This window comes from Paraperlucidibaca wandonensis, assembly GCF_042677145.1.
In the GTDB taxonomy this organism is placed as follows: domain Bacteria; phylum Pseudomonadota; class Gammaproteobacteria; order Pseudomonadales; family Moraxellaceae; genus Perlucidibaca; species Perlucidibaca wandonensis.
Map to the genome: position 1 here is coordinate 1873422 of NZ_JBHTIT010000001.1, position 23994 is coordinate 1897415.

The following is a 23994-nucleotide window of genomic DNA, read 5'->3' on the forward strand; positions in this document are numbered from 1 at the left end:
GCTTGCGCTAGAGCCTAAGCGGCTGCATGCGTATACTGCCTGACTTTCTCGCCACACTGAGTCACATCATGGATCGCGCTATTGAATTTGTAACCAACCACCACATGCTGGTGGCTACGTTTATCGCCCTGCTAGCGGCGTTTGTTTTCACGGAAATCCAGCGCGGTGGCCGCCGCATTTCGCCCGCCGACCTAACTCGCTTGGTCAACACTCAGGAAGCGCGCGTCATTGATTTGCGTAATACACCAGAGTTTCGCGAAGGCCATATTACCGGCAGCGAAAATATGCCGTTTAGCCAAGTTGCTGAAAAAGCAGCCGCACTGGCAGCCGCTGGCAAACCGATTATTTTTGTTTGCGCCATGGGCCAAACTGCTGGCAACGCCGCTCGCAGCGTGAAACAAGCCGGCATGAAAGAAGTGCATATTTTAAGCGGTGGCATTTCCACTTGGCGCCAACAAGGCCTACCGCTGGTACGCTGAGTCGCCACTTATTTCCACGAATAGCAGGAGAGCCTCATGGCCAAAGTAATCCTTTACACCACCCGCACCTGCCCTTTCTGCGTGCGCGCCAAACAGCTGCTGGGCAATAAATCCGTAGCTTTTGAAGATATCGATGTCGGCAATGCACCTGAACAGCGCGCAGAGCTGACAGCTCGCACCGGCAGCCGCACCGTGCCACAAATATTCATCAACGACGCCTTTATTGGCGGCTGCGATGAGCTGTTTGCGCTAGAACGTAGCGGCGAGCTTGATCGCCTTTTACAGGCTTAACCCATTCCGCTTTAATCAGCCCACACCATAATAAGAGAGTCAAAATGGCCGACACCCAACCGCAATTTGCCCTGCAACGCATCTACCTGAAAGATACTTCGTTTGAAGTTCCCGGCGCACCAAAAGTTTTCCTGCAAACCTGGAACCCTGAAGTCAATATCGACTTGGCCACGGCGCATCAGCCTCTCGAAGACGGCAAGCACTACGAAGTGCAATTGGCCATCACCGTGACGGCAAAAAACGAAGGCAGCACGGCATTTTTAGTGGAAGTGAAGCAGGCTGGCATCTTCCAAATCGAAGGTGTGGATGAAGCGGAACTAGGCCCATTGCTTGGCGCTTACTGCCCGAACCTATTGTTCCCATTTGCTCGTGAAGCCATTTCTGACCTAGTCGGCAAAGGCAGCTTCCCACAACTACTCTTGCAGCCAGTTAACTTCGACGCTCTCTACGCCGATAGCCTGCGCCGCAAAAACGAAGCCGGCGCTGAAGCCGCAGACACTACTCGCCCGCAGTAAATCCTTGCTGGCGCCAGGCCTCATAGACCATTACCGCCACGCTATTGGATAGATTCAAACTGCGACTGTCTGCCAACATGGGCAGCCGCAGTTTGTTTTCCGGCGCAAAAGTAGCTAACAGCTCAGCGGGCAAGCCGCGAGTTTCTGGGCCGAACACTAAAACATCACCCTCACTGAGCACGGCAGAAAAGGCTGACTGCGAACCCTTTGTGGTTACCGCGCGCCAGCGTTTATCAGCCAAATAATCTCGGGCCGCCTGCCAGTTCGCGTGCACTTTAAGCTTCGCCCATTCGTGATAATCCAAACCAGCTCGCTTCAGCTTGCTGTCATTGAGCTCAAAGCCTAAAGGCTCAATAAGGTGCAGTCGGGCGCCAGTATTGGCACACAAACGAATGATATTGCCGGTGTTGCCGGGGATTTCAGGCTCATAGAGCACGATGTCGATCATGAACATATCCAAAAAGTCTATTGCTAGATTGAGCACTAAGTCGTCAACCGCAACGAGCTAACGGCGTTTCTGTATCTCAGATGGCGAAAATGCCACCACGCAGGAGTGAAGAGCCGATTATGCATCTTGTCGCCGACGCCGGTCTCGCCTATCGTGTGCCCAAAGCGCCACCGGTAAAATTAGTCATGCCAGCACGTCCAGTCCCACAATCGATCGATGCGTTTTTGCATAGCATCAGCCGACGGGCAAGATTAACCGCCGAGCTCGCCACCCGCGATCCCGACGCTGCACAAGATATTGTACAAGAAGCCATGCTCACTCTCGTGGCGAAATACGGCAACCATGACCCCAGTAGCTGGGGACCATTGTTTCACCGCATTTTGCACAGCCGCATGATGGATCACTTTCGCCGCGAAACTCGTAAGCGCAAATGGTTCACTTGGCTTGAGCCATTAGACGACGCTGGCGAAGAAGATCCGTGGCAGAACATTCCTGACCGCGTCGATAATAATCCGGTCACGCTATTGCAGCAGGCCGATAATATGGATGCCGTTTTAGCGGCAGTGGGCGAATTGCCCCTTAGACAGCAGCAAGCCTTCTTGCTGCGAGCCTGGGAAGGCTATGACACCGCTCAGACAGCCGAGGCAATGGGCTGTGCTGAGGGTAGCGTGAAAACGCATTACTTCAGGGCTTTAAACAAAATTCGCGCCAAGCTAGACGGCATTGGCACGACAGCGGAGGACATGACATGAACAAGACACCAGAGCTTTCCTTTGAGGATGCCCGCTTCGCCAAACGCTTGGCCGACACACTCGATCGCTCCATTAGCGAGCCAGACCCTTTGTGGGATGCACGCGTGGCGCAAATTGTGGCGCAAGCACAGCGCCAGCAAAAGCGCACGCATCGCTGGCAATGGTCAGGCGGTTTAGCTTTAGCCGCTAGCGTGGCCTTTATGGTCGTGCTGCCTGGCGACTGGCTGCTCAAAACCAGCGGCACCGAAACCACGCAAGCACGCCCAGCAAGCAGCTCGGTAGATGGTCAAATGCTGGAAGAGATCGACTGGCTGATGTCGATGGAGGACACATCTCGTGGTCAACGCTAAACTGAGCGCGCCACGAATGCGACGAGCGGCCACTCGGCTAATGCTGATTGGCGTGCTCTCGGTACCAACATTGGCATGGGCCGAGACTCTGCCTTGGGCATCATTGAGCCAAGAGCAACAAGCAACGCTAGCCGACTTCCAGCCTCGCTGGGATGAGATTAGCGATGCTCGTCGCAGCCAGTTAGTTGAACGCGCGCAGCGCTGGAGCAACTTGCCAGATGAGCGTCGCCAAGCCATCTTGACGCGCTGGAATGAGATCAAGTCATTGTCGCCAGAAGCTCGCGATGCACTGCGCCAGCGTTGGAATTCGATGTCGCCGGATGAGCGCCGTCAGGCTCTTGGTGCACCGCACACAAGCGATGGCACCATGCCGGCCTCTATTTCCAACTAGTCATCATCGTCGCCACCCGTGCTCAAACCCAGTTCCTTGAGTTTGCGGGTGAGCGTATTGCGCCCCCAGCCTAGCACCACTGCGGCATCACGCCGCCTCCCCCCAGTAAACTGCAAGGCCTCGGTGATCATCACGCGTTCAAACGCTGGCACCGCCTGATCTAGCAAAGCTCCAGCTGACTTATTTTGCAGCGCTTGCCGCGCCCATTGCGCTAATGCTTGCTCCCAATTCGGCAATGCCACATCAGGCTCCATCTCACCTTCTGCCTGCAGCTCAGGCGGCAAATCGCTGACTAATACTTCGCGCCCCGTGGCCATCACAGTGATCCAGCGACAGGTGTTTTCAAGCTGACGAACATTGCCCGGCCAAGGCAGCTTTTGCAGATATGCCGATGCAGCTAACGTCAACGTTTTAGGCTCAACCTGTAGCTCTTTAGCTGCACGCCCCATAAAAAACTGCGCCAGGCGCGGAATATCAATACTTCGATCACGCAAGCGCGGAATATGTATGCGAATGACATTGATGCGGTGAAATAAATCTTCGCGAAACTTACCTTCAGCGACTAATTTTTCAAGATTCTGATGCGTGGCGGCGATGATGCGCACATCTACCCGCACAGGGGTGTGGCCACCGACACGATAAAATTCGCCGTCGGCTAGAACACGCAGTAAGCGCGTCTGTGTGTCGATGGGCATATCGCCAATTTCATCGAGAAATAAGGTGCCGCCATCGGCCTGCTCAAAGCGCCCAGCGCGCTGCGTGCTGGCACCAGTGAATGCACCCTTTTCATGACCAAATAATTCCGACTCCATTAGATCTTTTGGAATTGCAGCCATATTGAGTGCAATAAATGGCTTGCGGGCTCGTGGCGAATGCTGATGTAAAGCGCCAGCAACCAACTCTTTACCAGTACCAGACTCACCGTTAATCAGCACAGTGATATTCGAGTTACTGAGCCGGCCAATAGCACGAAATACTTCCTGCATCGCTGGTGACTCGCCAATGATGCTAGTCGAGCGCGCAGTCTCGGCCACTGCCTCTATTACCGGCGTAATCTGCTCTAAATGATGCACTATGGCGCGCTGCACCAAGGCCACAGCCTCATCGACATCGAACGGCTTCGGCAAGTACTCAAATGCCCCGCCCTGATACGATGCCACCGCCGAACTTAAATCGGAATGCGCCGTCATGATGATTACTGGCACATGCGGATGCAGCTCGCGCACTTGAGCCAAAAAGCTTAAGCCATCGATACCGGGCATACGAATATCGCTCACTAATGTCATTGGCTGTTCATGCTTCAAACGCGTCAATGCGCTAGTCGCATCCTCGAAGCTGCTTACCAACAAGCCAGCCTGTGTCAGCGCGCGCTCAAGCACCCAGCGAATGGCGCGATCGTCATCGATGACCCATACAGTGTGTTTAGTCATGGGGTTTTTCCAAAGGTAGGTAAATACTAAAAAGTGTTCGGCCTGGGTATGAGTCGCACTCAATCAAGCCGTGGTATTGATGAATAATGTCTTGTGCAATCGATAGCCCAAGGCCATTCCCTGCAGCGCGGCCACTAATCATGGGATAGAAAATAGACTGCTTAATGTCGGTCGGTATGCCCGGCCCGTTATCAGAAATATCAATGCGTAACACGAGTCGATGTCGCTTAGCACCAATGGTGAACTGACGCATCGGCCGCGTTTTAAAGTGCAAGGTAGGCTCGCGATCACTGGGGTTCTCCAGTAGTGCTTGCAGACCATTGCCAGCAATATTGAGCAACGCCTGAATCAGCTGATCCGGATCGGCTTCGATGTCTGGCAACGAAGGGTCATAATCACGCTCGATACGAATACGGCCGTCTGCCTCGGCCTCGAGCAGCGTTACCACGCGCTCCACGCACTCGTGCGGATTGACCGTGCGCAAAGTCGGCAAACGCCTCGGCCCAAGCATGCGGTCGGCCAAAACTCGCAGACGATCAGCTTCCTCAATAATCACGCTGGTGTATTCCCTGAGCTCGGCATCCGGCAGTTCACGCGCCAGCAATTGCGCCGCACCACGAATGCCGCCTAATGGATTTTTAATCTCATGCGCAACGCCGCGCACCAATTGCCGCATCGCTTGATGGCTGGCAAGCATGGCCTCTTCACGGGCAATTTTCAGCAGCCGGTCGCGCGGCTGAATCTCGATTAATAGCTCATTGCGGGCGCTCGGTGCAGTAAGCAGCGATGCCGTGTAATCCACAGTAATGTCATGCAGACCGACTCGCAGCTTAGCTTCACGCTTAGTGAACTGATGCCCGCTGCGCAGTGTTTCAGCAAGCGCCGCGCCAGCATTATTTTCAAACTCAATGAGCACTTGATGTAATGGCAGGCCGAGCGCGCGGCTATGACTGATCGCCAAAAGGCTTTCAGCGGCAGGATTTACATAGACCAAACGCAGCTCGGTATCGCATAGCAAAACTGCCGTGCTCAGGCTTTCTAGCAAGCGTTTCGGGGTTCGCTCTTCACTCATGCGCTGCTCTATTGTGGTCATACAGACGATAGCTGCAAAAATCGCACCAGTCGGGGAAAACCCTGCAATAGTGCCATTTTGCAGGCTTACGGCTTATTCCTGAATACAAAACGCACCATCACGGTGCTGCATCATGCCCATTCACGACATTAGTATGCACCAATTTAGTGCCACACAACTCGCTGTAAATACGCGCGCCAATTAAGGGAATTACGCTACAATTCGCGTCTTCTGATCAATCGGCCACCCCACATGTCGCTCGCTAATCCCCGCGTTGGTTTCGTTTCGCTCGGCTGCCCAAAAGCTTTGGTCGACTCTGAGCGCATCCTTACCCAGCTTCGCACTGAAGGTTATGAAATATCCGCCAGCTATGACGGCGCCGACTTGGTCGTGGTCAACACTTGCGGCTTTATTGACTCCGCCGTGCAGGAGTCGCTCGATGCTATCGGCGAGGCCTTAGCGGAAAATGGCAAAGTTATTGTCACCGGCTGCTTGGGCAAAAAGGCCGATGTCATTCGTGCTGCACATCCTAGCGTGCTCAGCGTTACTGGCCCGCAAGCCTACGAAGAAGTGATGGGCGCGGTGCACCAATTTTTGCCACCGAAGCATGACCCCTTCATTGATCTGGTGCCGCCTCAAGGCATCAAACTCACGCCAAAGCACTATGCCTACTTGAAGATTTCCGAAGGCTGCAATCATCGCTGCACCTTCTGCATCATCCCATCTTTACGCGGCGACCTCGTGTCACGCCCCGTGGGTTCGGTACTGACTGAAGCGGAAAACTTGGCCAAAGCCGGTGTAAAAGAGATTCTAGTGGTGTCGCAAGACACCAGCGCCTACGGCGTTGATCTAAAATACAAATTGGATTTCTGGGGCGGCCGTCCGGTGAAAACTCGCATGCTCGAGCTCTGCGAAGCGCTTGGCACGCTGGGCGTATGGGTGCGTTTGCACTATGTCTATCCCTACCCGCACGTCGACAACGTGATTCCGCTGATGGCCGAGGGCAAGATCCTGCCGTATTTGGACATTCCCTTTCAGCATGGCAGCCCGAGCGTGCTGAAACGCATGAAACGTCCTGCGCATGCCGAAAATACATTGGCACGCATCAAGCGCTGGCGTGAAATTTGCCCAGATTTGATCATCCGCTCAACGTTTATTGTTGGCTTCCCGGGCGAGACCGAAGAAGAGTTTCAAGAGCTGATGGACTGGTTGCAAGAAGCTCAGCTCGATCGCGTTGGTTGCTTCCCGTATTCGCCGGTAGAGGGCGCGCTGGCTAATGATGTGGCTGAGCCAGTGCCCGAAGAAGTGAAGCTGGAGCGTCATGAGCGCTTTATGACGTTGGCGGCGGAGATTTCGGCGAAGCGTTTGCAGCGTCGTGTTGGCCGTATTGAGCAAGTGCTGGTGGACGAGATTGATACTGAAGAAGGCGTGGCAGTTGCGCGCTCGAAGGCTGATGCGCCGGAGATTGATGGCAATGTCTTTATTGAGGGCGATGGTGCGGTGGATCTGAAGCCGGGCCAGTTGGTGATGGTGCGTATTACTGAGGCGGATGAGTATGATTTGTTTGCGGAGTTGGTGGCTGAGTGAGGCTTCTCTGCAATGGCTTTAGCTGCAATGGCTGAGGCCGGTGCAGGCTGAGGCAATGAAACACGCCGTGAATACATCCTTGTAGGCTCGCAGGCGCCATCCATGGCGCCTGACGGTTTCACCGCCTCAGCCTGCACCAACCTTTAGCGGTTTGCGCGAGATTGTCACCCGAAAAACGGCATGGCATGCTTTGCAGCACAAGATGTGCGGTATTTGATGGCAAGGAGTGCCGTGTTCAAGTTTCCAGGACTTTGATGTCTTTGAACTTCCCCCTCGCTCCCCTGTCTTATGCAGCAGCTCAGAATTATTACACCGCAACTTTGCGGTATAAACTAAGTTAGGCATCTTAAAAATGAACACCGAAGAACGACTTAAAATATGGCGAGCCTTGTCAGATCTATTTTTGGATACCGAAATAGAAGGTTCAACATTTAAGTATATTGCGCGTACTGTTTCTGAAAGTGAGTTTTCTTTATCTGAAGTCGAAAATATTCTTTGGTACGAAGTTTATCCCGTTCTAGAAAGTAATCTGCGAAGTGTTGCGGGTGTGTGGGAAGGCTGGTCGGATGCTTGGCTGCTTCAAAATCTACCGGCTGCGGTTCGACCAACAGCCATACATGGAGAACCTTCCATAATAAAAGAAATAAAACGTTGCTGGTTGTTAGTAGCTGAAGCGTATGCAAAACAAAAGGCCTAACAAAGTGGTCAAACACCGTTCCGCTTCGCTCCACTGGACAGAATTTAAGTCGCGGCTTTGTGGTTTTGCTGCGCAAAAAGTATTCCACAAAACCACAACTTAAATTCTGCCGTTTACCACGGCGTTGGGCATCTTTCATGGAAAGCGAGAATATGAGTTTTGGAGAGAAAGTAAAAGAATCTATCGTAAACCGTGCAGCAGAAGGGCTAGCAGTATCTGTCAGCGTGATACTGATTTGGGTAGTTTCGAAGATCGCTCCAGCGATAATGCCCGCGTTGGAGTCCAATCTCTCTAAACAGTTGTTGCTATCGCTTTTTTTAGCGTCACTGGCTTTAAATATAGTTTTCGTCGTTTTATTTTGGACAACACGAAAGAAAGCCGAGTTTAAACTCAAGTATGGTATTTACTGGGACGCAAATAAAAATCCTCATTGCCCTAATTGCAAGATTCCTATCGCTGGTTACGCAGAATATCAAACGGGTACGGGCTATTACTGCAAGCCGTGTAAAAAAATATTTCCGCTTCAAGATTCAGCTGGTAATGATGTCCCGCCAAGTCAGGCGGTCGGTGAGCTTTAATGCCTAACAAGTCAATTAACTTCGCGCCTACGGCACCGGACACGCTAACGCGTGCCGGCTATTGAGGCGTTAGGCGTCAGGAGAATCACTATGGCAGAAGGTCATGAAATAAGAGCCTCAATTGATTCTGAAACAGTTCGTGGGCTATTGCTTATTAACGGTGGCGGCGCAGTAGCACTATTGGCATTTTTGTCAGGTGTTCTTCTAAAGCCAGAATTAGAAATACTCACCCGCGCTACCATTTGGTCTGTGTTCATCTTCCAGCTCGGTTTAGCGTTTGCAGTAGTCCACAATCGCTTTCGTCGCCTTTGCTCCCTTCAATACGCGAAGAAATCCGAAAATAGAAAGAAATGCACGCTTTTTGGCAAAGAGTTACGCGAACCCTGTATCTGTCATTGGAGCACCGGCTTTATGTGGGCATCTATAGCTTCTTTTGTCGCAGGTGGTTCATTAATTTTAGTAGCAGGGTTATGCGTTGTTGGTTAAAGCTAAAGTAGTCCCAGTGCCGCCTAAAAAGGCACTCAAGCGGGACTGCCACTTCGTGGCAGTCCCTTAGTCTCGGCGTTAGAGAGCTCTTCGAATGAAGTTCCACGTCAAATACGAGCCGTGCCAATCCTTAAGGGTGTTGGGAGAAAAATTCCCCATTTTTCAGGGAAACTTGTTTCACTACACCGACGAGCAGGCAGCGGAATCAATTTCGGCGACTGGTGACCTTTGGCTCACCAGAGGGGATTCCTTCTTGGACGAAAATGAAATTCGTTATGGAGCGAGATTGCTTTACTCTGCGATTGAAAGGTCAACTGACGGTGAAATGAGAAGATCGTTCATCTCAACAATCGACACGCTTGGTGAAATACTTCGGCGGCACTATCTGATGTCGTTTACGAGCAATGCCGAGAATCGACACCTTGCGAAGAATTATGGAGGAACTCGCATTGAGTTTCGTGAAGATACTTGGATGTTACTCCGCGGTGGTGGCTATTGCCTGACTCCGCAGGGAGATGGATTCCGTGCGCAACACTTTATAGACACTCTCAATGTTGAGTGTTGCCATGTAGTGTACAGAGCAGATGAGCAGTCATATATTTCAGACTGCGCCGTGTCTGCAATGAAAGAAGTTTACTCAATGAATCAGGATAGCATTGAGTATGCGCTTTCAATATTCAGTCTTAGGGAAAAGTTGGCGAACTGCTTGGCGCTTTTCAAGAGTCCAGAATTTTGCGCAGAAGAGGAGTTGCGCTTGTTCGTGTATCCACGCCAAGGCATGACTACGTCACTACCGTATGATTCTCGTATGAGCGGTGATCGTCGGGTTTTTTATATGAAGGCTCGCATTCCGCATCTGGTGCGTGACTGCATTGTTGGAGTCCAAAAGATTGTTTAGTGTTGTGAGCGACCGCACTCAAACCATTAGCTGCAGGCGCAACGGCCCTAACGGTCCGCGGCCTGAGCTCATATGTTAGGCCATCAAGGACGTACCAATGACGCAAGACTTTGAGAAAAGACAGGCCGTTGTTTCAAGCGTGAGATCCACGGTGGCCGGCTACATTATGTATTGGCACAAGCTGTGCCTAGAAGTAAGCATTCTTATCTCATCGGGCATCGTAGCAATCGTGACATTCGGTATCGATAGAGCCTCTCTCGATTTGACCGGCAAGGCGCTGCTGTTGCTAGGACGAGTCGCTGTATCCGAAGGCATGGAAGGATTTCGATGCTGTTCGCATGGACCTCGTCCCTAAGTGGTCAATTGGCCTCATGCTGAGCACTTGGGCGTTCATCAGTTTGTTGGTCCTTATTGGCAAGTAGCGACCTAACTATTCACTTAAGCGTTGGGCGTCAAGGCCGATGCCCTCAAGTCAGGCCAGCGTGCTGGCAAAGCTGGCGAAAAGCGCCGGTGCGTCGGTAACCGAAAGGCCGCACGAGTCAAGCATTGGCCATTCCTGTCAAACCAAAAGTATTGGAGGCTAGTTCATGACCCCAGAAGAAACGTTCACTAAGTACTTAAAGGCGTTCGAAACCCTCGAACCTTCTAAATTCACTCCCTACTACCATTCTCCATTCATGCTTGTGACACCAGTCGGTGTTTTCACTGGTATCAATGAAGAAGCGACCGACGCTATCGTGAGCAAGGTAGTGGCACAGGCGAAGGAGCAGGGTTACTCGCGCTCCGAGATGCCAAATGGTTTCGCCTGTGAGGCCCTTGCGCCAGATCTAGCATCACTCACTGGAAACATACGTCGATTTAATCAGGCTAATGAACAGATCGCTGAGTTCGGCATTTCCTACCTAATGCGAAGAGTAGGCGACGAATGGAAGCTCGTGGTCATGACCATTCATGCACCGAAATGAAGGGTTATGAGTTTTAGCTATTCTCTATAGACATAGTAGATATGAGAAAACAACAAGGACTCAATTTTCGCTATGAATAAAAAACTTACCTTCGACCAAGTTCGGGCCGAACAGCTGAAATACAACGCCAAGCGAGCTTCTGGCTATCGAGAGCAGGCGCTGAAGCTCTTTCCCCATATTTGTGGTCGCTGTGCACGAGAGTTCTCTGGCAAGAATCTACCAGAGTTAACCGTGCATCATGTCGATCACAACCATGATAACAATCCGCCTGACGGTAGTAATTGGGAACTCTTGTGCCTCTACTGCCACGATGAGGAGCACTCCAAATTCGAAAATCTCGTGCGTTATGGCAGTAGAAAAGAAAGCGAGAGGGCTCCAGCAACCCATAATCCCTTTGCAGATTTAAAGGAACAAATGGATAAGAAGAAATAGCGCTGTAGTACATTCTTATCAGCAATATACAAGTCAGTTAACAAGGCCATCATTACAACAGCCTGCTGGCCATTACGGCTGATGATAATAGGCTCATGGTGTCGGTCGGCTTAACTCAGGCGCTATGTGCCATAGTATTGAGAGTAGGGAGTAGAGAATGGAGTTCTTAGCCGAGAAGATTATTAGATGTCCGTACTGTGATGAGTCTCTCGATGTGCTCATAGATCCCCAAGAAATTGGTCAACAATATGTTGAGGATTGCCAAGTATGTTGCAAGCCAATCACGTTCCACATAACTTCAGATTCGGCTGGCAACGTTGTTGTTTCGGTGCACGATGAAAATGACACTTATTAGTGAGCACATAGCAAGGCGCTGGTGCAGTGGACTCGCTGAGATAGACGGCAGATGAGAATTCAAAATCTTCTAGGTATAGAGCTTCCAATCATTCAAGCGCCTATGGCGGGTGTGCAAGGCAGTGCGTTAGCAATCGCCGTATCCGGTGCTGGTGGGCTGGGCTCGCTCCCTTGCGGCATGCTCAGCCTTGAAGCCATGCGCAAGGAGCTGGCGGCTATAAAAGCGCAGACCAACCGCCCCTTCAACGTTAATTTCTTTTGCCATACACAGCCCGAGCCAAATAGTGAGCAGGAGGCGGCTTGGAGGGCGGCGCTGTCACCTTATTACGAAGAGTATGGGATAGACCTAAGCGCTATCGCTGGGGGAACCGGACGTTTGCCTTTTAGCGCTGAAGCCGCCGACGTTCTGGCGGAATTTGAGCCTGCCGTTGTCAGTTTCCACTACGGCTTGCCCGAGCAAGGTTTGTTGGAGCAAGTGCGGAAGTGGGGTGCGAAAATACTATCTACCGCGACAACGGTAGATGAAGCCCGCTGGTTGGAGGCGCAAGGAGTCGACGCCATTATCGCGCAAGGTTTAGAGGCTGGTGGCCACCGTGGGACTTTCCTATCGGAAGATCTGAACACACAGCTTGGAACCTTCGCGTTGCTCCCGCAAATTGTTCAGGCAGTGAATATTCCAGTGATTGCAGCAGGAGGCATCGCCGACGCAAACGGCGTTGCGGCTGCTATGTCCTTAGGTGCTGCAGGAGTGCAAGTAGGCACGGCTTATATGCTATGCCCAGAAGCCACTACAAGTGCAGTTCACCGAGCTGCCATCAAGAGCGACTCGGCGATATTTACCGCCCTTACCAATGTGTTCTCTGGGCGACCGGCTCGTGGCATTGTCAATCGCCTGATGAAAGAGCTTGGGCCTATGAGCTCAGTGCCTCCCGCTTTTCCACTGGCCTCGGCTGCATTGGCCCCACTGCGTGCGGAAGCTGAGCGCTTGGGGACGGGAGATTTTTCGCCGTTATGGGCAGGCCAAAATGTAAGCGGTTGCAAAGAAGTCCCGGCAGCTGACCTAACCTTGGAGCTTGCTAAAGGCACTAAAGAGGTGCATTAGCCAGTTGCTTTAGACAGTGAATGGCAAACTGGTGCTTGAGCAGTGGTAGCAAGCCATCTTAAGTAAAAGAGATCTTCTCGCCACCCTGCTCCACCACCACCCGCGTCAACAGCTCCTGCAAGGTCTCACCTGTAGATTGGCAAAACCACACATCATCCTGCCGACCCAAATGAAAACCACCTGACCGCGCCGCCACCCATATCTCGAGCGTTGCCACCTGACGATTAATGATGATCTTGCTGCCGTTTTCCGCCGTCAGTGTGAGAATGCCCGAGCTCATCTCAAAGTCGAGTTCGGTGTCGGCGTCTTCAACTTGCTGCTCTATGCTTAGTAAAGTGGCTTCGGCAAGGGCGTTAAATTCTGACTCATTCATGGCGATCTCGATGCAATAGGTGGGCTTGGGTAAATGCGTGTGCTACCGCATAATAGCGCACTCTAAATTGGCTACGAGATGATTGCCATGATTCGCATCGTGATGTTGCTCGCCGTGAGCCTCGGCGCCGCTCTGCTTAGCGCCTGCGGCCAGAAAGGCCCGCTGTATTTTCCACCGGCCAATGCCGAGCCTTATAAAGCGCCTGAGCGTAGTGCGCCGCCAGAGTTTCCTGAGCTTGAAAAAAAGCCAGCGTCCAGCGAGCAAACTGATGCGCCAAGTAGCGACGACCAGCCGGCCTCTTAACTGACTTTATTGTAGGATTTTGCATGACCTCGCTTTCCCTGATCGATGGCACACGCCACCTCGAAGCCATCGCCCTAGAATGCTTAGCGGAGCGTTTCGGCACGCCGCTGTATGTCTATTCACGCGCTGCGCTCACGGCCAACTACCAAGCCTTCGATGAGGCGTTTGCCGAAGTCGAGCATCAGGTCTGTTTCGCCGTTAAAGCCAACTCCAATATTGCTGTGCTCAATGTCCTGGCACGCCTTGGCGCGGGCTTCGACATTGTTTCTGGCGGCGAGCTTGAGCGTGTTATTGCTGCCGGTGGCGAGCCCAGCAAAATCGTGTTCTCCGGCTTGGGTAAAACCGAAGTGGAAATTCAGCGCGCCTTAGAGCTGGGCATTGCCTGCTTTAATGTTGAGTCCGAAGCTGAGCTTGATCGCATCAATGCGGTTGCTGCGCGCTTGAAAGTGAAGGCGCCGATTAGCCTGCGCGTGAACCCCGATGTCGATGCGCAAACGCATCCGTACATCTCTACCGGCTTGAAAGAAAACAAATTTGGTGTGGCCATTGAGCGCGCACCAGAAGTCTATCGCCGCGCGATTGCACTCGGGCATTTAGACGCCGTTGGCATCGATTGCCATATTGGTTCGCAGCTCACCAGCACAGCGCCATTTTCCGATGCGCTCGATCGCGTGTTAGCGATGATTGATCAGCTCGCCGACGAAGGCATCACGCTATCGCATATCGATATCGGCGGCGGTTTGGGCGTGCGTTACAAAGATGAGACACCGCCGACACCGGCCGAATATGCCGCTGCACTATTGCCGCGCTTAAAAGCTCGCGGCCTGAAGGTGTATATGGAGCCCGGCCGTGCGATTGCTGCCAATGCCGGTGTGCTGCTAACGCGAGTGGAGTTTGTGAAGCCCACTGAGCATAAGCACTTTGCTATTGTCGATGCCGCCATGAACGACTTGATTCGCCCGGCGCTGTATCAAGCATGGATGGATATTGTGCCGGTAACGCCGCGCACGGAAGTCACCAGCCAGCGCTACGATGTCGTTGGTGCTGTCTGTGAGACAGGCGACTTCTTGGGCAAAGACCGCGATTTAAGCATTACCGCAGGCGATTTGTTGGCCGTAACGGGCGCTGGCGCTTATGGTTTTGTCATGAGCTCGAACTACAACACCCGTGGCCGTGCTGCTGAAATCATTGTCGATGGTGATCAAGCTTGGCAAGTTCGCCGCCGCGAGACCACCGCCGATCTCTTAGCCCTTGAATCGTTGCTGCCCTAACAACACAATAGAGCCGTTCGCGAGTCGCTAGGCCATGCAGGCCGCTAGACTCGCCCAAGCTTAGGAGCCCGCACATGCGTCTGGAATTTACCAAGATGCACGGTCTCGGCAACGACTTTCTGATGCTGGACTTGGTATCGCAACGCGCCCGTCTCGATGCGCAGCTTATCCGCCGCTTAGCCGACCGCAATACCGGCGTCGGCTTCGATCAGCTGCTCATTGTTGAGGCGCCAACACGCCCCGATGTTGACTTCCGCTACCGTATTTTCAATGCCGATGGCTCTGAAGTGTCGCAGTGCGGCAATGGCGCACGCTGCTTTGCCCGCTTCGTGCGCGACCGCCGCCTCACCCGCAAAGACCAACTCTCGGTGGAAACTGCCAGCGGCGTTATCCAGCTCGACATTACCGCCAATGGCTGGGTCACCGTTGATATGGGCGCACCTATACTCGCGCCTGCTGCCATTCCCTTTAAAGCCGATACGGAAGCACTGGACTACGACTTAGTGCTGCCTGATCGCACGCTGCGCATTGCCGCCGTGAGCATGGGTAACCCGCACTCAGTCTTACGTGTGGAGTCGGTAGCGAATGCGCCCGTGGCCGAGATTGGGCCATTGATTGAAGCCCACAAAAGCTTCCCAGAGCGCGTCAATGCCGGCTTTATGGAGGTTGTGCATCGCGGCCATATCCGGCTACGTGTGTATGAGCGTGGCACTGGCGAGACGCAAGCGTGTGGCACTGGAGCTTGCGCTGCCGTGGTCGCTGGCATTCGCTGGGGCTTACTCGACTCCACCGTGCGCGTAAGCCTGCCCGGTGGCGAGCTGACTATTTCATGGGCTGGTGGCGAGACCTCGGTGATGATGACTGGGCCCACGGCGCGCGTGTTCGATGGCGTACTGCGCATTGGTGAGGGCACGGCGTGAGCTCGTCATTGAGCACTCGCTTAAATGATGCTGAGGTCGCGGCATGGCTCGCTGAGCATCCTGAGTTTTTCGAGCACCATCCTGAGCTGCTGGCCACGTTGCATATTCGCCATGAGCACCAAGGCCGCGCAGTGTCTTTGATCGAGCGTCAAGTTACGCAGCTACGCCGCCATAACGATGAACTCAGCGAGCGCCTGGAAGAAATGATTCAGGCGGCCAGCCATAACGACGCACTGTTTGAGCAACTCAGCAATGTGCTCTTGCGCGTAGTCGGCAGCGCCAGCATCGCGCAAATGGGCACGCGCTTATTTAACGAATTACGCGAGCCCTTCCACTGCCAGCAAGTGACCATGTTGCTGCTACAAGAGCAGGCACCAATGCCGTGGCGTGCGGTATCCGTGAGCGCATTTGATAAACGCCTGCCTGGTCTTTTAGCTGGCCGCCGCGCCTTAGCGGGCAAATGGCGTCGAGATGAGTTTCGCTTCCTATTTGGTGACGATGGCCTGAACTTAAGCTCGGCAGCCATCATTCCGCTCTGTGCCGGCGAGCAAGTCGTTGGCGTCTTAAACTTAGGCTCAACCGAAGCCAGCCACTTTCGCTCAAGCATGGATACGATGTTTATCTCGCACTTGGGCGATGTCGTTGGCGAGCTGCTCGGGCGCTTTTTACGCCACCCAAATAGTCCCGACTTAGCATGAGCTTCGCAGAGGATATCGCTGCCTTTTTGAGCTACTTAAGCAGCCAGCGCCTCGCCTCGCCGCACACTACCAAAGCCTACGCGCGCGACCTGAATGCCCTTGTTGAGTTTTTTGCCAATCACGGTGTCAGCAACTGGCGCGACTTCACACGGCCGCTGCTAGAAGCGTGGATAGGCGAATGCCGCGATCGCGACCTGAGCACGCGCAGCATTGCTCGCCAGCTCTCGGCGGTGCGGCGCTTCTATGATCATCTCTCGCGCACGCAAGAGGTGGGCGAACATCCAACGCGTGGCTATCAGATGAAGCAACGCGGCGTTGCCCTACCGCAAGTGCTCGATGTTGACCACATTCAGCAACTACTCGATGCCCCGCCTCCTAGTGAGGAAAAGGCCTTAATTTTGTGGCATCGAGACAAGGCCATGCTTGAGCTTTTTTATTCCTCCGGTCTGCGTTTAGCCGAGCTATCGCAACTCAAACTTAGTGACATCGATTTAAGTGCCGGCCTAGTCACCGTAGTCGGCAAAGGTCGAAAGGTGCGCGTGTTGCCGGTGGGGAAAATGGCACGCGAAGCTATCTTGACGTGGTTAGGTACGCGGCCAAAGTTTGTTCGCGTTGGTACCGAGAGCTGGTTGTTTTTGAGTCAGCGCGGCGACCGCTTAACCGAGCGCAGTATTCAGGCGCGCTTAGTGCATCAGGCCAAACGCGTTGGCCTCGATAGGCGCTTATATCCGCATTTGTTGAGGCATTCTTTTGCCTCGCATCTGCTAGAGTCCAGCCACGACTTGCGCGCGGTGCAAGAGCTGCTCGGTCATAGCGATATTCGCGCCACTCAAATCTACACACACCTAGATTTTCAGCACTTGGCGGCGGTCTACGACCAAGCCCATCCGCGCGCAAAAACCAAACCCTAAAGCGCATATGGCGCGGGAGTACGCATGACCCCGATTCGCCTGATTACCTTCGATCTCGACAACACGCTTTGGGATGTGGAGCCGGTGATTGTTCGCGCCGATGCCGCCATGCACAACTGGCTTGCACAAGCGCATCCCGAATGGAAAGCGCTCGCACACGCCGACTTTTTAGCGTGTCGACGCGAGGCATGGGAGCTGCTTGTCGAGCAGCGCCATAATATGACTGCACTGCGTATTACGACGTTAGAAATTGCACTGGCCCAATGCGGCATTAGCGATGAGCAAGCGCAGCTCTCAGCGCGCGCGGCATTTGCGGTTTTTTATGCTGAACGCAATAACATCACGCTGTTTGATGATGCCATCGAGATGCTGCAAACCTTGGCGAATCGTTACGACTTACACGCAATTAGCAATGGCAATGCCGACATTACAAAAATGCCAATTGCGCCGTATTTTCGGGCGAATTTTTCGGCTGAAAGTGTCGGTGCAGCTAAGCCCGATCCAGCGCCGTTTTTAGCGGCACTGAAATACGCCGGCGTTAGTCCAAGCGGCGCAGTGCATGTTGGCGATCATCCCGAGCAAGATGTGGCGGCGGCGCAAGCGGTGGGCATGCGCGCGATTTGGTTTAATCCGCAGCGCGCAGCATGGCCATTGGCTGGCAAACCAGATGCCGAAGTACATGCGTTAGCGGACTTGGCGGAAGCAATTACTTCGCTTAATTAAGGCTACACTGATGGTGGCCTACTTGGCCGAAAACTATGTTCAATCTAGCGCTCTGCTAGATTGGCATTTTACTCGCAGGCTAGTGCCGCTCGCGCTCAGCCATCGGCGCCATGTGTAACGTGATATCGCACTCTGGCAGTACAGCACGCACCGCATCTTCGACCTCATCACAGAGCGTATGCGCCTCACCAACACTAAGCTGTCCTGGCACCAATAAGTTGCCATCAACAAAACGTCGACGACCAGACTTTCGCGTTCGCAGCGCACTAACCTCAGTACCAGTAGGCAATGTTTTTGCTAATGCTTCATCTAGCTTGCGCAACTCATTCGCCGGCAAAGCCTCGTCCATCAGGCCCGCTAAAGCTGGTGCTAACACACGCAGACCGGTGAGAAATAAATGCACTGAAACTGCTAAGGCTAATATTGGATCTAGCCAGGCCTGCGAAGGCAAAAGCCAGATCACCGCCAAGCCAGCAACAATAGCTACCGAAGTCCAAACATCAGAAAGTAGGTGCTCGGCATCGGCGCGCAGCACAAGACTATCTTCCTCACGTGCGACACGAAATAGCTTCCACGCTGTAGCCCCGTTTAGTGCCGAAGCGAGCACGGTGATAAGCAAGCCAAAGCTCATCTGCGTTAATGGTGCTGGACTCTGTAGACGCCCCCAGGCGGCAGCAGCGATGCCAACAGCAGCCACGATAATTAACAAGCCCTCGGCTGCTGCTGCAAAATACTCTGCTTTATCATGGCCAAATGGATGCTCTGCATCTGCTGGCTGCGCGGCGATCGTGAGCACATAAAGCGCAAAGCCGGCAGCAGCGAGATTAACTAATGACTCTAGCGCATCAGACAGAATGCTTATCGAGCCAGTCAGCGACCACGCCCACGTTTTTAGCGCCATCGTTGCCAAGGCCGTGATGATAGACAGCACGGCCATTTTTTGTAGCCGCGAGAGTCTTAGTGGCACTTTAGCGTTTACAGAGTGGCTCACCCGTGAGCGCCCGAGTCGGCCTCAGGTGGCACTTCGTTTATGCGTCCACCGGATGCTAAAAAGCGCTCCATTTCGGCCTCTAATTCGCGACGTAGCGATTCTTTTGCCGATGGGCTTAAGCTTTCCGCCTCGCTCACCTCATTGCGTTTGCGCGCAGCGACTTCGGGGTCTACATCGACCTCGGGCGCCTCAGCGGCATCATTGTCATCGTTAGCTATGTCGTCTTCATCGTAGTCATAATCGTTATCGGCCATGGCCAGTTCTCCACCTGCTATACAAGATGTGATGCTGCAACGACTGAAGGCATTTGACCAGTGCTGTTGCGTAAATAATGAGCCATTAATCTTAAAATTTTTCAGCATGAAAAAAGGGAGCCCGTAGGCTCCCTCTTTAATCAACTAAGCGCACTGCAAGCTTAGTTCACTTTACCGCGAGTAAACTCAGGGTAAGCTTCCAAACCGCACTCAGCTGTATCGACACCGTTGTACTCTTCTTCTTCTGTTACGCGCAGCCCGAAGACTACTTTGATCAAGCCCCAAACAATCAGGCTAGCGAAGAATACCCAAGCGAAGATGGCAGCAATACCGGTCAACTGAGCAACCAGAGTTGCATCTGGGTTGCTGATGCACACGGCCAAGAGGCCCCAGATACCGACCACACCATGCACCGACAGCGCACCCACTGGATCATCGATTTTCAGTTTATCGAAGGCCAAGATGGAGAACACTACTAGTACACCACCCACAGCACCGATCAACGTTGCAAGACCAGCACTTGGCGTTAATGGTTCAGCGGTGATCGCTACCAGACCGGCCAAGGCACCGTTCAGAGCCATGGTTAAGTCAGCTTTACCGAACAGTAATCGGGCCAAGAGCAGAGCAGCAACCAAACCACCAGCAGCTGCCATATTGGTGTTAACGAAGATGGCAGCAACCGCGTTGGCATCATCGAAGGTCGACATTTTCAACTGTGAACCACCGTTGAAACCGAACCAACCTAACCACAGAACCAGCGTACCGAGTGCTGCAAGCGGCATGTTGGCACCAGGAATAGGGTTGATTTGACCATTAGGACCGTACTTGCCTTTACGAGCGCCGAGCAACAGTACGCCAGCCAGAGCAGCAGCAGCACCTGCCATGTGAACGACACCAGAGCCTGCAAAGTCTAGGAAGCCAGCTGTATTCAACCAGCCTGAACCCCATTTCCAATAGCCTTGTACAGGATAGATGAAGCCTGTCATCACGACAGCAAAGCCTAAGAATGCCCATAGCTTCATACGCTCAGCTACGACACCGGAAACAATCGACATACAGGTCGCGACGAACACGACTTGGAAGAAGAAGTCCGACATCACCGAGTAGTAAGGAGCATCTTCACCAACCATGGCATCGGCAGTGTTTTCAGCGCCAATCATAAAACTGAGTGATGGCATCCAGCCTGCTTCAGCACTGCCGTACATGATTTGGTAGCCGACCAGCATGTACATGATGCAAGCAATGGCATACAGCGCCACGTTTTTAGTGAGAATTTCAGCGGTATTCTTGGCGCGAACGAGGCCAGACTCCAGCATCGTGAAGCCAGCCGCCATCCACATCACCAAGGCGCCACACATGAGAAAATAAAACGTATCAAACGCATATTTTAGTTCAGTAAGTTCAGTCACGAGACTTCTCCTAGCTTAATCTTAGATGGCATCGACGCCGGACTCGCCGGTGCGGATACGAATGACCTGCTCTAGCGCCGTGACAAAAATTTTGCCGTCACCGATTTTTCCGGTGTTGGCCGCATTGGTAATAGCTTCGATAACTTGATCGACTTGCTCGTCGCCAATGGCGATATCAATTTTCACTTTGGGCAGAAAGTCCACGACGTATTCAGCGCCGCGATACAGTTCGGTATGGCCTTTTTGGCGACCAAAACCCTTCACTTCAGTAACGGTGATGCCCTGCACTCCAATATCTGAGAGCGCTTCGCGAACATCATCGAGCTTGAATGGCTTAATGACAGCAGTGACCAATTTCATGTTGGCGTACTCCATACTTGGGAGATGACTGCCCCGAAGGGCAGTCGAAAAACGATGGGATTAGAAGGATTTTGAGGCGGTGACTACGAAGGAGCCGTCGATGCTCAGACCAGGTAAGTCTGACTCACTAAAGTCTGTGCCGATGTAAGCCACTTCTAGGCCAATACCCTCAATCTCTTTGCTAACGGCAACTTTGTAGTCAATGTAGTCATCATCTGTACCAGCAAAGAACTGACCGCTATCGTAAAGTTTGTTGTAACCAACTGAGGCCGCCAATCCGAAGCCTTTAACCTCTGTGCCATAAGATGCATACACATAGCTAAACTTGCCTGTCTCAGCAAAGTAATCATCTGAGTAAGCAACACCAAGCTTCGCGCCATACGCTGCAACAGAGCCATAAACTTCATTGTAATCAGGCTCAGCACCACCAGCATTGCCGCTATTAGCACCTGGGTAGGCATAACGCATTACGCCCACATCGTAAGAAATATCGCCAGATTCGCCAGCATAACCAAGCATGAAGTCCATTTCTGAACCACCAACTAGGCCATCAACGCTTGAGCCCCACACCGTTGCGTAAGCACCGCTATCATGAGATGCAGTCAAGCTGCCTTGTATAGCTGCACTATTAGATGTTTGTGTAATACCGCGGAACTTGTAGTCGCTAGTTAATGCCACCGAACCAGAAGTAGTAATTTCAGCGTGAGCCATTGCGCCGACAGTCATTAAAGAAGCAGCGATAACAGCATGTGATAATTTGGTCAGTTTCATGGTCAAACTCCATTCACTCTATTTAGGATGACTCGCGGTATTGATTCCACGATGTGCACGATAAACATTGCAGCTGCCGTGCCAACTTCACAAAACACATCTCAACGCGCTTAGTTTGCACCGCCAAAGCGGCATAAATACTGAGGTCGTAGCCACTAAATAGGCATAAACACTTGCCATATCTACCACTTCGTGGCTAGCACCAAATTGGTGCAATGATGTGGCTACTCCTATTAGTTGCACCGCTGCGCATCAAAATGATGCATAGCCATGCGCTCGTCAGCACACCTAGCCATGCAGTAAACTCCGACACATTAGGAGATAGACCCATGGCACACGAAACCTTAATTAATCGCCTCGGCCAACAGTTTGGCGAGCGCCTGCCGAGCAGCTTGCAGACTGCCCGTAGCGAGCTTGAAGGCACGCTCAAAGGCTTATTGCGCGATGCCCTGTCGCGGATGGACTTGCTCACTCGCGATGAGTTCGATGTCCAGCAAACCTTGCTCGCTCGCACGCGCAGCAAAGTAGACGCACTAGAAGCTCAGCTGCGTGAGCTCGAAGCACAGCTCACCGCCCTCGAAAAAAAATAACGTCCTCGACCTAGCGCTACGGCAATGGCTGAGCCATACCTATTGATAATAGGTATGGAGAGCCGCCATGGCCTTAGCCAGTGTCGACAGCCGCGCCAGCGTTGGCCTGCAATCGCCGGCGGTGCGCATTGAAGTGCATTTATCAGCCGGACTACCGGGCTTAGCGATGGTCGGCATGCCGGAAGCCGGCGTGCGTGAAAGCAAAGATCGCGTGCGCTCAGCCATCATTAATAGCGGCTTCACCTTTCCGCAACAACGCATCACCATCAACCTTGCGCCGGCTGAGCTGCCAAAAGAAGGCGCACGCTTTGACTTAGCCATAGCACTGGGTATTTTAGCCGCTAGCCAGCAATTACCTGAATCAGCGTTGAATCAGCTCTGCTGTGTTGGTGAGCTAGGCTTATCGGGTGACCTACGTGCGGTGCGCGGTGTCTTGTCTGATAGTTTGGCGTCCTTGCAGGCTGGCCAGCGTTTATTAGTTCCGCAAGCGAATGCATTGGAGGCAAGACTAGTCACGGAGGCACGAGTACTCTCAGCTGGCACATTAAGCTCGGTAGTGGAGTTTTTACGCGGCCAGCAAGATGCGGTCGAGCATGCGTCTCTGCCTGCGGTGATCTCACATGATGCGGTATTTCGTCATGACCTAAGCCAAGTAAAAGGCCAGTTTGGCGCTCGCCGAGCGCTGGAAATAGCTGCCGCTGGTGGCCACTCATTGCTGCTGTATGGGCCGCCTGGCTCAGGTAAAACATTGCTGGCGAGCTGTTTACCGAGCATCTTGCCGCCGCTGAACTGCGAGCGACAGCTGCAAGTCACAGCACTGCATTCACTGATAAATCATCCGCGCGAACTTTCTAGCCAGCCGCCTTTTCGTGCGCCGCATCACAGTGCAACACGGCCAGCGCTGATCGGTGGTGGCTCCGGCATACCGCGCCCCGGCGAGATTTCATTAGCTCATGCTGGCGTTTTATTTCTCGATGAGTTGCCAGAGTTTGACCGCCATGTGCTGGAGTCATTGCGCGAGCCACTAGAGTCCGGCGAGGTATGGATTGCTCGCGCCAAACATCAGCTCTGCTATCCCGCTCAGTTTCAGCTGATCGCCGCGATGAACCCCTGCCCTTGCGGCCATAAAGGCGCTAAACCCGACATCTGCCGCTGCACACCGGAGCAGACGGCGCGCTACGCTGGGCGCATATCTGGGCCATTGCTCGATCGGCTGGATTTATCTATTCGTGTTGATGCGGTGCTACTGACATTGCTTCGGGCCAATAGTGCGCCGAGTGAGTGCAGTGCGGTGGTGCGTAAGCGTGTGATGACGGCTAGAGCACGGCAAGCGGCGCGCCAAGGTGATGTGTTAAATGCGAACTTGCCGGCAGCGGGACTGCAGACGCAACTAGACGTGAAAGCGAATGAGTTTTTGCAAAGCGTTGGCGAGCGGATGGCGCTGTCGGCGCGGGCGTATCATCGCGTATTGCGCGTGGCGCGAACGATTGCCGACCTAGAGGCAGCTGATGTGGTGAGTGCGGCGATAGTGGCCGAAGCACTGACCTATCGTCAGCGCCCGACCTAAGCGCTACCGGCTTAATAATGATTTAT

Annotated in this window: 32 protein-coding genes; 23 read left to right on the top strand and 9 right to left on the bottom strand. The window is 53.1% G+C overall.

Translation table 11 applies throughout. From position 1 onward, the window contains the following. Positions 1-26 precede the first annotated feature (26 nt). Genes ACFQ0F_RS08845 through secB form a run of 3 tightly spaced genes read left to right on the top strand, consistent with a single transcriptional unit; the run spans position 27 to position 1285 of the window. Complete coding sequence (locus ACFQ0F_RS08845) at positions 27-479, top strand: rhodanese-like domain-containing protein (RefSeq protein WP_340676051.1); 453 nt, start codon at positions 27-29, stop codon at positions 477-479. A 36-nt stretch (positions 480-515) separates the two neighbouring features. After that, the gene (gene grxC, locus ACFQ0F_RS08850; protein WP_340676050.1) at positions 516-770 is read left to right on the top strand and encodes a glutaredoxin 3; all 255 of its coding nucleotides are present in this window, start codon (positions 516-518) and stop codon (positions 768-770) included. 44 nt (positions 771-814) lie between these two features. Continuing rightward, a complete protein-coding gene (gene secB, locus ACFQ0F_RS08855) occupies positions 815-1285 on the top strand; it encodes a protein-export chaperone SecB (protein WP_340676049.1) in 471 nt (156 codons plus the stop codon). Here secB and trmL read toward each other — a convergent pair. Further along, positions 1269-1733, bottom strand: a complete 465-nt coding sequence (gene trmL, locus ACFQ0F_RS08860; protein WP_379071241.1) for a tRNA (uridine(34)/cytosine(34)/5-carboxymethylaminomethyluridine(34)-2'-O)-methyltransferase TrmL — start codon at positions 1731-1733, stop codon at positions 1269-1271. The genes secB and trmL overlap by 17 nt on opposite strands. A gap of 119 nt (positions 1734-1852) precedes the next feature. On the opposite strand from trmL, the gene ACFQ0F_RS08865 reads away from it, so the two are divergent. Genes ACFQ0F_RS08865 through ACFQ0F_RS08875 form a run of 3 tightly spaced genes read left to right on the top strand, consistent with a single transcriptional unit; the run spans position 1853 to position 3226 of the window. Then, positions 1853-2485, top strand: coding sequence for an RNA polymerase sigma factor (locus tag ACFQ0F_RS08865; protein WP_340676047.1), 633 nt, complete (start codon positions 1853-1855; stop codon positions 2483-2485). Continuing rightward, positions 2482-2835, top strand: coding sequence for a hypothetical protein (locus ACFQ0F_RS08870; RefSeq protein WP_340676046.1), 354 nt, complete (start codon positions 2482-2484; stop codon positions 2833-2835). Before ACFQ0F_RS08865 ends, ACFQ0F_RS08870 begins: the two co-directional genes overlap by 4 nt. 16 nt (positions 2836-2851) lie before the next feature. Further along, positions 2852-3226 (top strand): DUF3106 domain-containing protein, encoded by a 375-nt coding sequence (locus ACFQ0F_RS08875; RefSeq protein WP_379071245.1) that lies wholly within the window; start codon positions 2852-2854, stop codon positions 3224-3226. On the opposite strand, the gene glnG is transcribed toward ACFQ0F_RS08875, so the two are convergent. Both glnG and glnL read right to left on the bottom strand, forming a co-directional pair. Continuing rightward, the gene (gene glnG / locus ACFQ0F_RS08880) at positions 3223-4656 is read right to left on the bottom strand and encodes a nitrogen regulation protein NR(I) (RefSeq protein ID WP_379071248.1); all 1434 of its coding nucleotides are present in this window, start codon (positions 4654-4656) and stop codon (positions 3223-3225) included. The genes ACFQ0F_RS08875 and glnG overlap by 4 nt on opposite strands. Then, complete coding sequence (gene glnL, locus ACFQ0F_RS08885) at positions 4649-5728, bottom strand: nitrogen regulation protein NR(II) (protein ID WP_340676043.1); 1080 nt, start codon at positions 5726-5728, stop codon at positions 4649-4651. The genes glnG and glnL overlap by 8 nt, the downstream gene beginning before the upstream one ends. 252 nt (positions 5729-5980) lie before the next feature. Between glnL and rimO the strand changes: the two genes are divergently transcribed. The 9 genes from rimO (at position 5981) to ACFQ0F_RS08930 (ending at position 12827) form a co-directional block, all read left to right on the top strand. Next, positions 5981-7315, top strand: a complete 1335-nt coding sequence (gene rimO / locus ACFQ0F_RS08890) for a 30S ribosomal protein S12 methylthiotransferase RimO (RefSeq protein ID WP_379071251.1) — start codon at positions 5981-5983, stop codon at positions 7313-7315. Between the two features lie 352 nt (positions 7316-7667). After that, complete coding sequence (locus ACFQ0F_RS08895; RefSeq protein ID WP_379071254.1) at positions 7668-8012, top strand: DUF7079 family protein; 345 nt, start codon at positions 7668-7670, stop codon at positions 8010-8012. Positions 8013-8149: 137 nt separating this feature from the next. Further along, on the top strand, positions 8150-8590 hold the full coding sequence (locus ACFQ0F_RS08900; RefSeq protein ID WP_379071257.1) for a hypothetical protein: 441 nt from the start codon (positions 8150-8152) through the stop codon (positions 8588-8590). Positions 8591-8680: 90 nt separating this feature from the next. After that, positions 8681-9076, top strand: coding sequence for a hypothetical protein (locus tag ACFQ0F_RS08905; RefSeq protein WP_379071260.1), 396 nt, complete (start codon positions 8681-8683; stop codon positions 9074-9076). Between the two features lie 94 nt (positions 9077-9170). After that, positions 9171-9974 carry a hypothetical protein gene (locus tag ACFQ0F_RS08910; RefSeq protein ID WP_379071262.1) on the top strand — a complete coding sequence of 268 codons (804 nt, stop codon included), beginning with the start codon at positions 9171-9173 and terminating at the stop codon, positions 9972-9974. Between the two features lie 587 nt (positions 9975-10561). After that, positions 10562-10939: a hypothetical protein gene (locus tag ACFQ0F_RS08915; RefSeq protein WP_379071265.1), complete on the top strand. Its 378-nt coding sequence runs from the start codon at positions 10562-10564 to the stop codon at positions 10937-10939. Positions 10940-11011: 72 nt separating this feature from the next. Continuing rightward, positions 11012-11371, top strand: a complete 360-nt coding sequence (locus tag ACFQ0F_RS08920; protein WP_379071268.1) for a YajD family HNH nuclease — start codon at positions 11012-11014, stop codon at positions 11369-11371. A 157-nt stretch (positions 11372-11528) separates the two neighbouring features. Then, on the top strand, positions 11529-11726 hold the full coding sequence (locus tag ACFQ0F_RS08925) for a CPXCG motif-containing cysteine-rich protein (RefSeq protein WP_340676037.1): 198 nt from the start codon (positions 11529-11531) through the stop codon (positions 11724-11726). A 51-nt stretch (positions 11727-11777) separates the two neighbouring features. Then, positions 11778-12827, top strand: coding sequence for an NAD(P)H-dependent flavin oxidoreductase (locus ACFQ0F_RS08930; RefSeq protein ID WP_379071272.1), 1050 nt, complete (start codon positions 11778-11780; stop codon positions 12825-12827). 58 nt (positions 12828-12885) lie between these two features. Here ACFQ0F_RS08930 and cyaY read toward each other — a convergent pair whose 3' ends face one another. Then, entirely contained in the window at positions 12886-13200 is a 315-nt protein-coding gene (cyaY, locus tag ACFQ0F_RS08935) for an iron donor protein CyaY (protein WP_340676035.1), read from the bottom strand. 87 nt (positions 13201-13287) lie between these two features. Here cyaY and lptM point away from each other — a divergent pair, with 87 nt between their 5' ends. From lptM to ACFQ0F_RS08965, 6 genes are all read left to right on the top strand, one after another. Next, entirely contained in the window at positions 13288-13503 is a 216-nt protein-coding gene (gene lptM, locus ACFQ0F_RS08940) for an LPS translocon maturation chaperone LptM (RefSeq protein WP_340676034.1), read from the top strand. 23 nt (positions 13504-13526) lie between these two features. Further along, a complete protein-coding gene (lysA, locus tag ACFQ0F_RS08945; RefSeq protein WP_340676033.1) occupies positions 13527-14774 on the top strand; it encodes a diaminopimelate decarboxylase in 1248 nt (415 codons plus the stop codon). Between the two features lie 74 nt (positions 14775-14848). Next, positions 14849-15694 (top strand): diaminopimelate epimerase, encoded by an 846-nt coding sequence (gene dapF, locus ACFQ0F_RS08950; protein WP_379071277.1) that lies wholly within the window; start codon positions 14849-14851, stop codon positions 15692-15694. Beyond that, entirely contained in the window at positions 15691-16392 is a 702-nt protein-coding gene (locus ACFQ0F_RS08955; RefSeq protein WP_340676031.1) for a DUF484 family protein, read from the top strand. Before dapF ends, ACFQ0F_RS08955 begins: the two co-directional genes overlap by 4 nt. Continuing rightward, positions 16389-17303, top strand: a complete 915-nt coding sequence (locus tag ACFQ0F_RS08960) for a tyrosine recombinase XerC (RefSeq protein ID WP_379071280.1) — start codon at positions 16389-16391, stop codon at positions 17301-17303. Before ACFQ0F_RS08955 ends, ACFQ0F_RS08960 begins: the two co-directional genes overlap by 4 nt. A 24-nt stretch (positions 17304-17327) precedes the next feature. After that, positions 17328-18026, top strand: coding sequence for an HAD family hydrolase (locus ACFQ0F_RS08965; RefSeq protein WP_379071283.1), 699 nt, complete (start codon positions 17328-17330; stop codon positions 18024-18026). Between the two features lie 79 nt (positions 18027-18105). On the opposite strand, the gene ACFQ0F_RS08970 is transcribed toward ACFQ0F_RS08965, so the two are convergent. From ACFQ0F_RS08970 to ACFQ0F_RS08990, 5 genes are all read right to left on the bottom strand, one after another. Next, positions 18106-18963, bottom strand: a complete 858-nt coding sequence (locus ACFQ0F_RS08970) for a cation diffusion facilitator family transporter (protein ID WP_379071286.1) — start codon at positions 18961-18963, stop codon at positions 18106-18108. Between the two features lie 50 nt (positions 18964-19013). Next, on the bottom strand, positions 19014-19271 hold the full coding sequence (locus tag ACFQ0F_RS08975) for a hypothetical protein (protein ID WP_379071289.1): 258 nt from the start codon (positions 19269-19271) through the stop codon (positions 19014-19016). 161 nt (positions 19272-19432) lie between these two features. Further along, positions 19433-20680, bottom strand: a complete 1248-nt coding sequence (locus ACFQ0F_RS08980; protein WP_379071292.1) for an ammonium transporter — start codon at positions 20678-20680, stop codon at positions 19433-19435. 21 nt (positions 20681-20701) lie between these two features. After that, positions 20702-21040, bottom strand: coding sequence for a P-II family nitrogen regulator (gene glnK, locus ACFQ0F_RS08985; RefSeq protein WP_379071295.1), 339 nt, complete (start codon positions 21038-21040; stop codon positions 20702-20704). Between the two features lie 60 nt (positions 21041-21100). After that, a complete protein-coding gene (locus tag ACFQ0F_RS08990; protein ID WP_340676024.1) occupies positions 21101-21811 on the bottom strand; it encodes a TorF family putative porin in 711 nt (236 codons plus the stop codon). A gap of 329 nt (positions 21812-22140) precedes the next feature. Between ACFQ0F_RS08990 and ACFQ0F_RS08995 the strand changes: the two genes are divergently transcribed. Next, entirely contained in the window at positions 22141-22401 is a 261-nt protein-coding gene (locus ACFQ0F_RS08995; RefSeq protein ID WP_340676023.1) for an accessory factor UbiK family protein, read from the top strand. A gap of 67 nt (positions 22402-22468) precedes the next feature. Then, positions 22469-23968 (top strand): YifB family Mg chelatase-like AAA ATPase, encoded by a 1500-nt coding sequence (locus ACFQ0F_RS09000; protein WP_379071299.1) that lies wholly within the window; start codon positions 22469-22471, stop codon positions 23966-23968. Positions 23969-23994 lie beyond the last annotated feature (26 nt).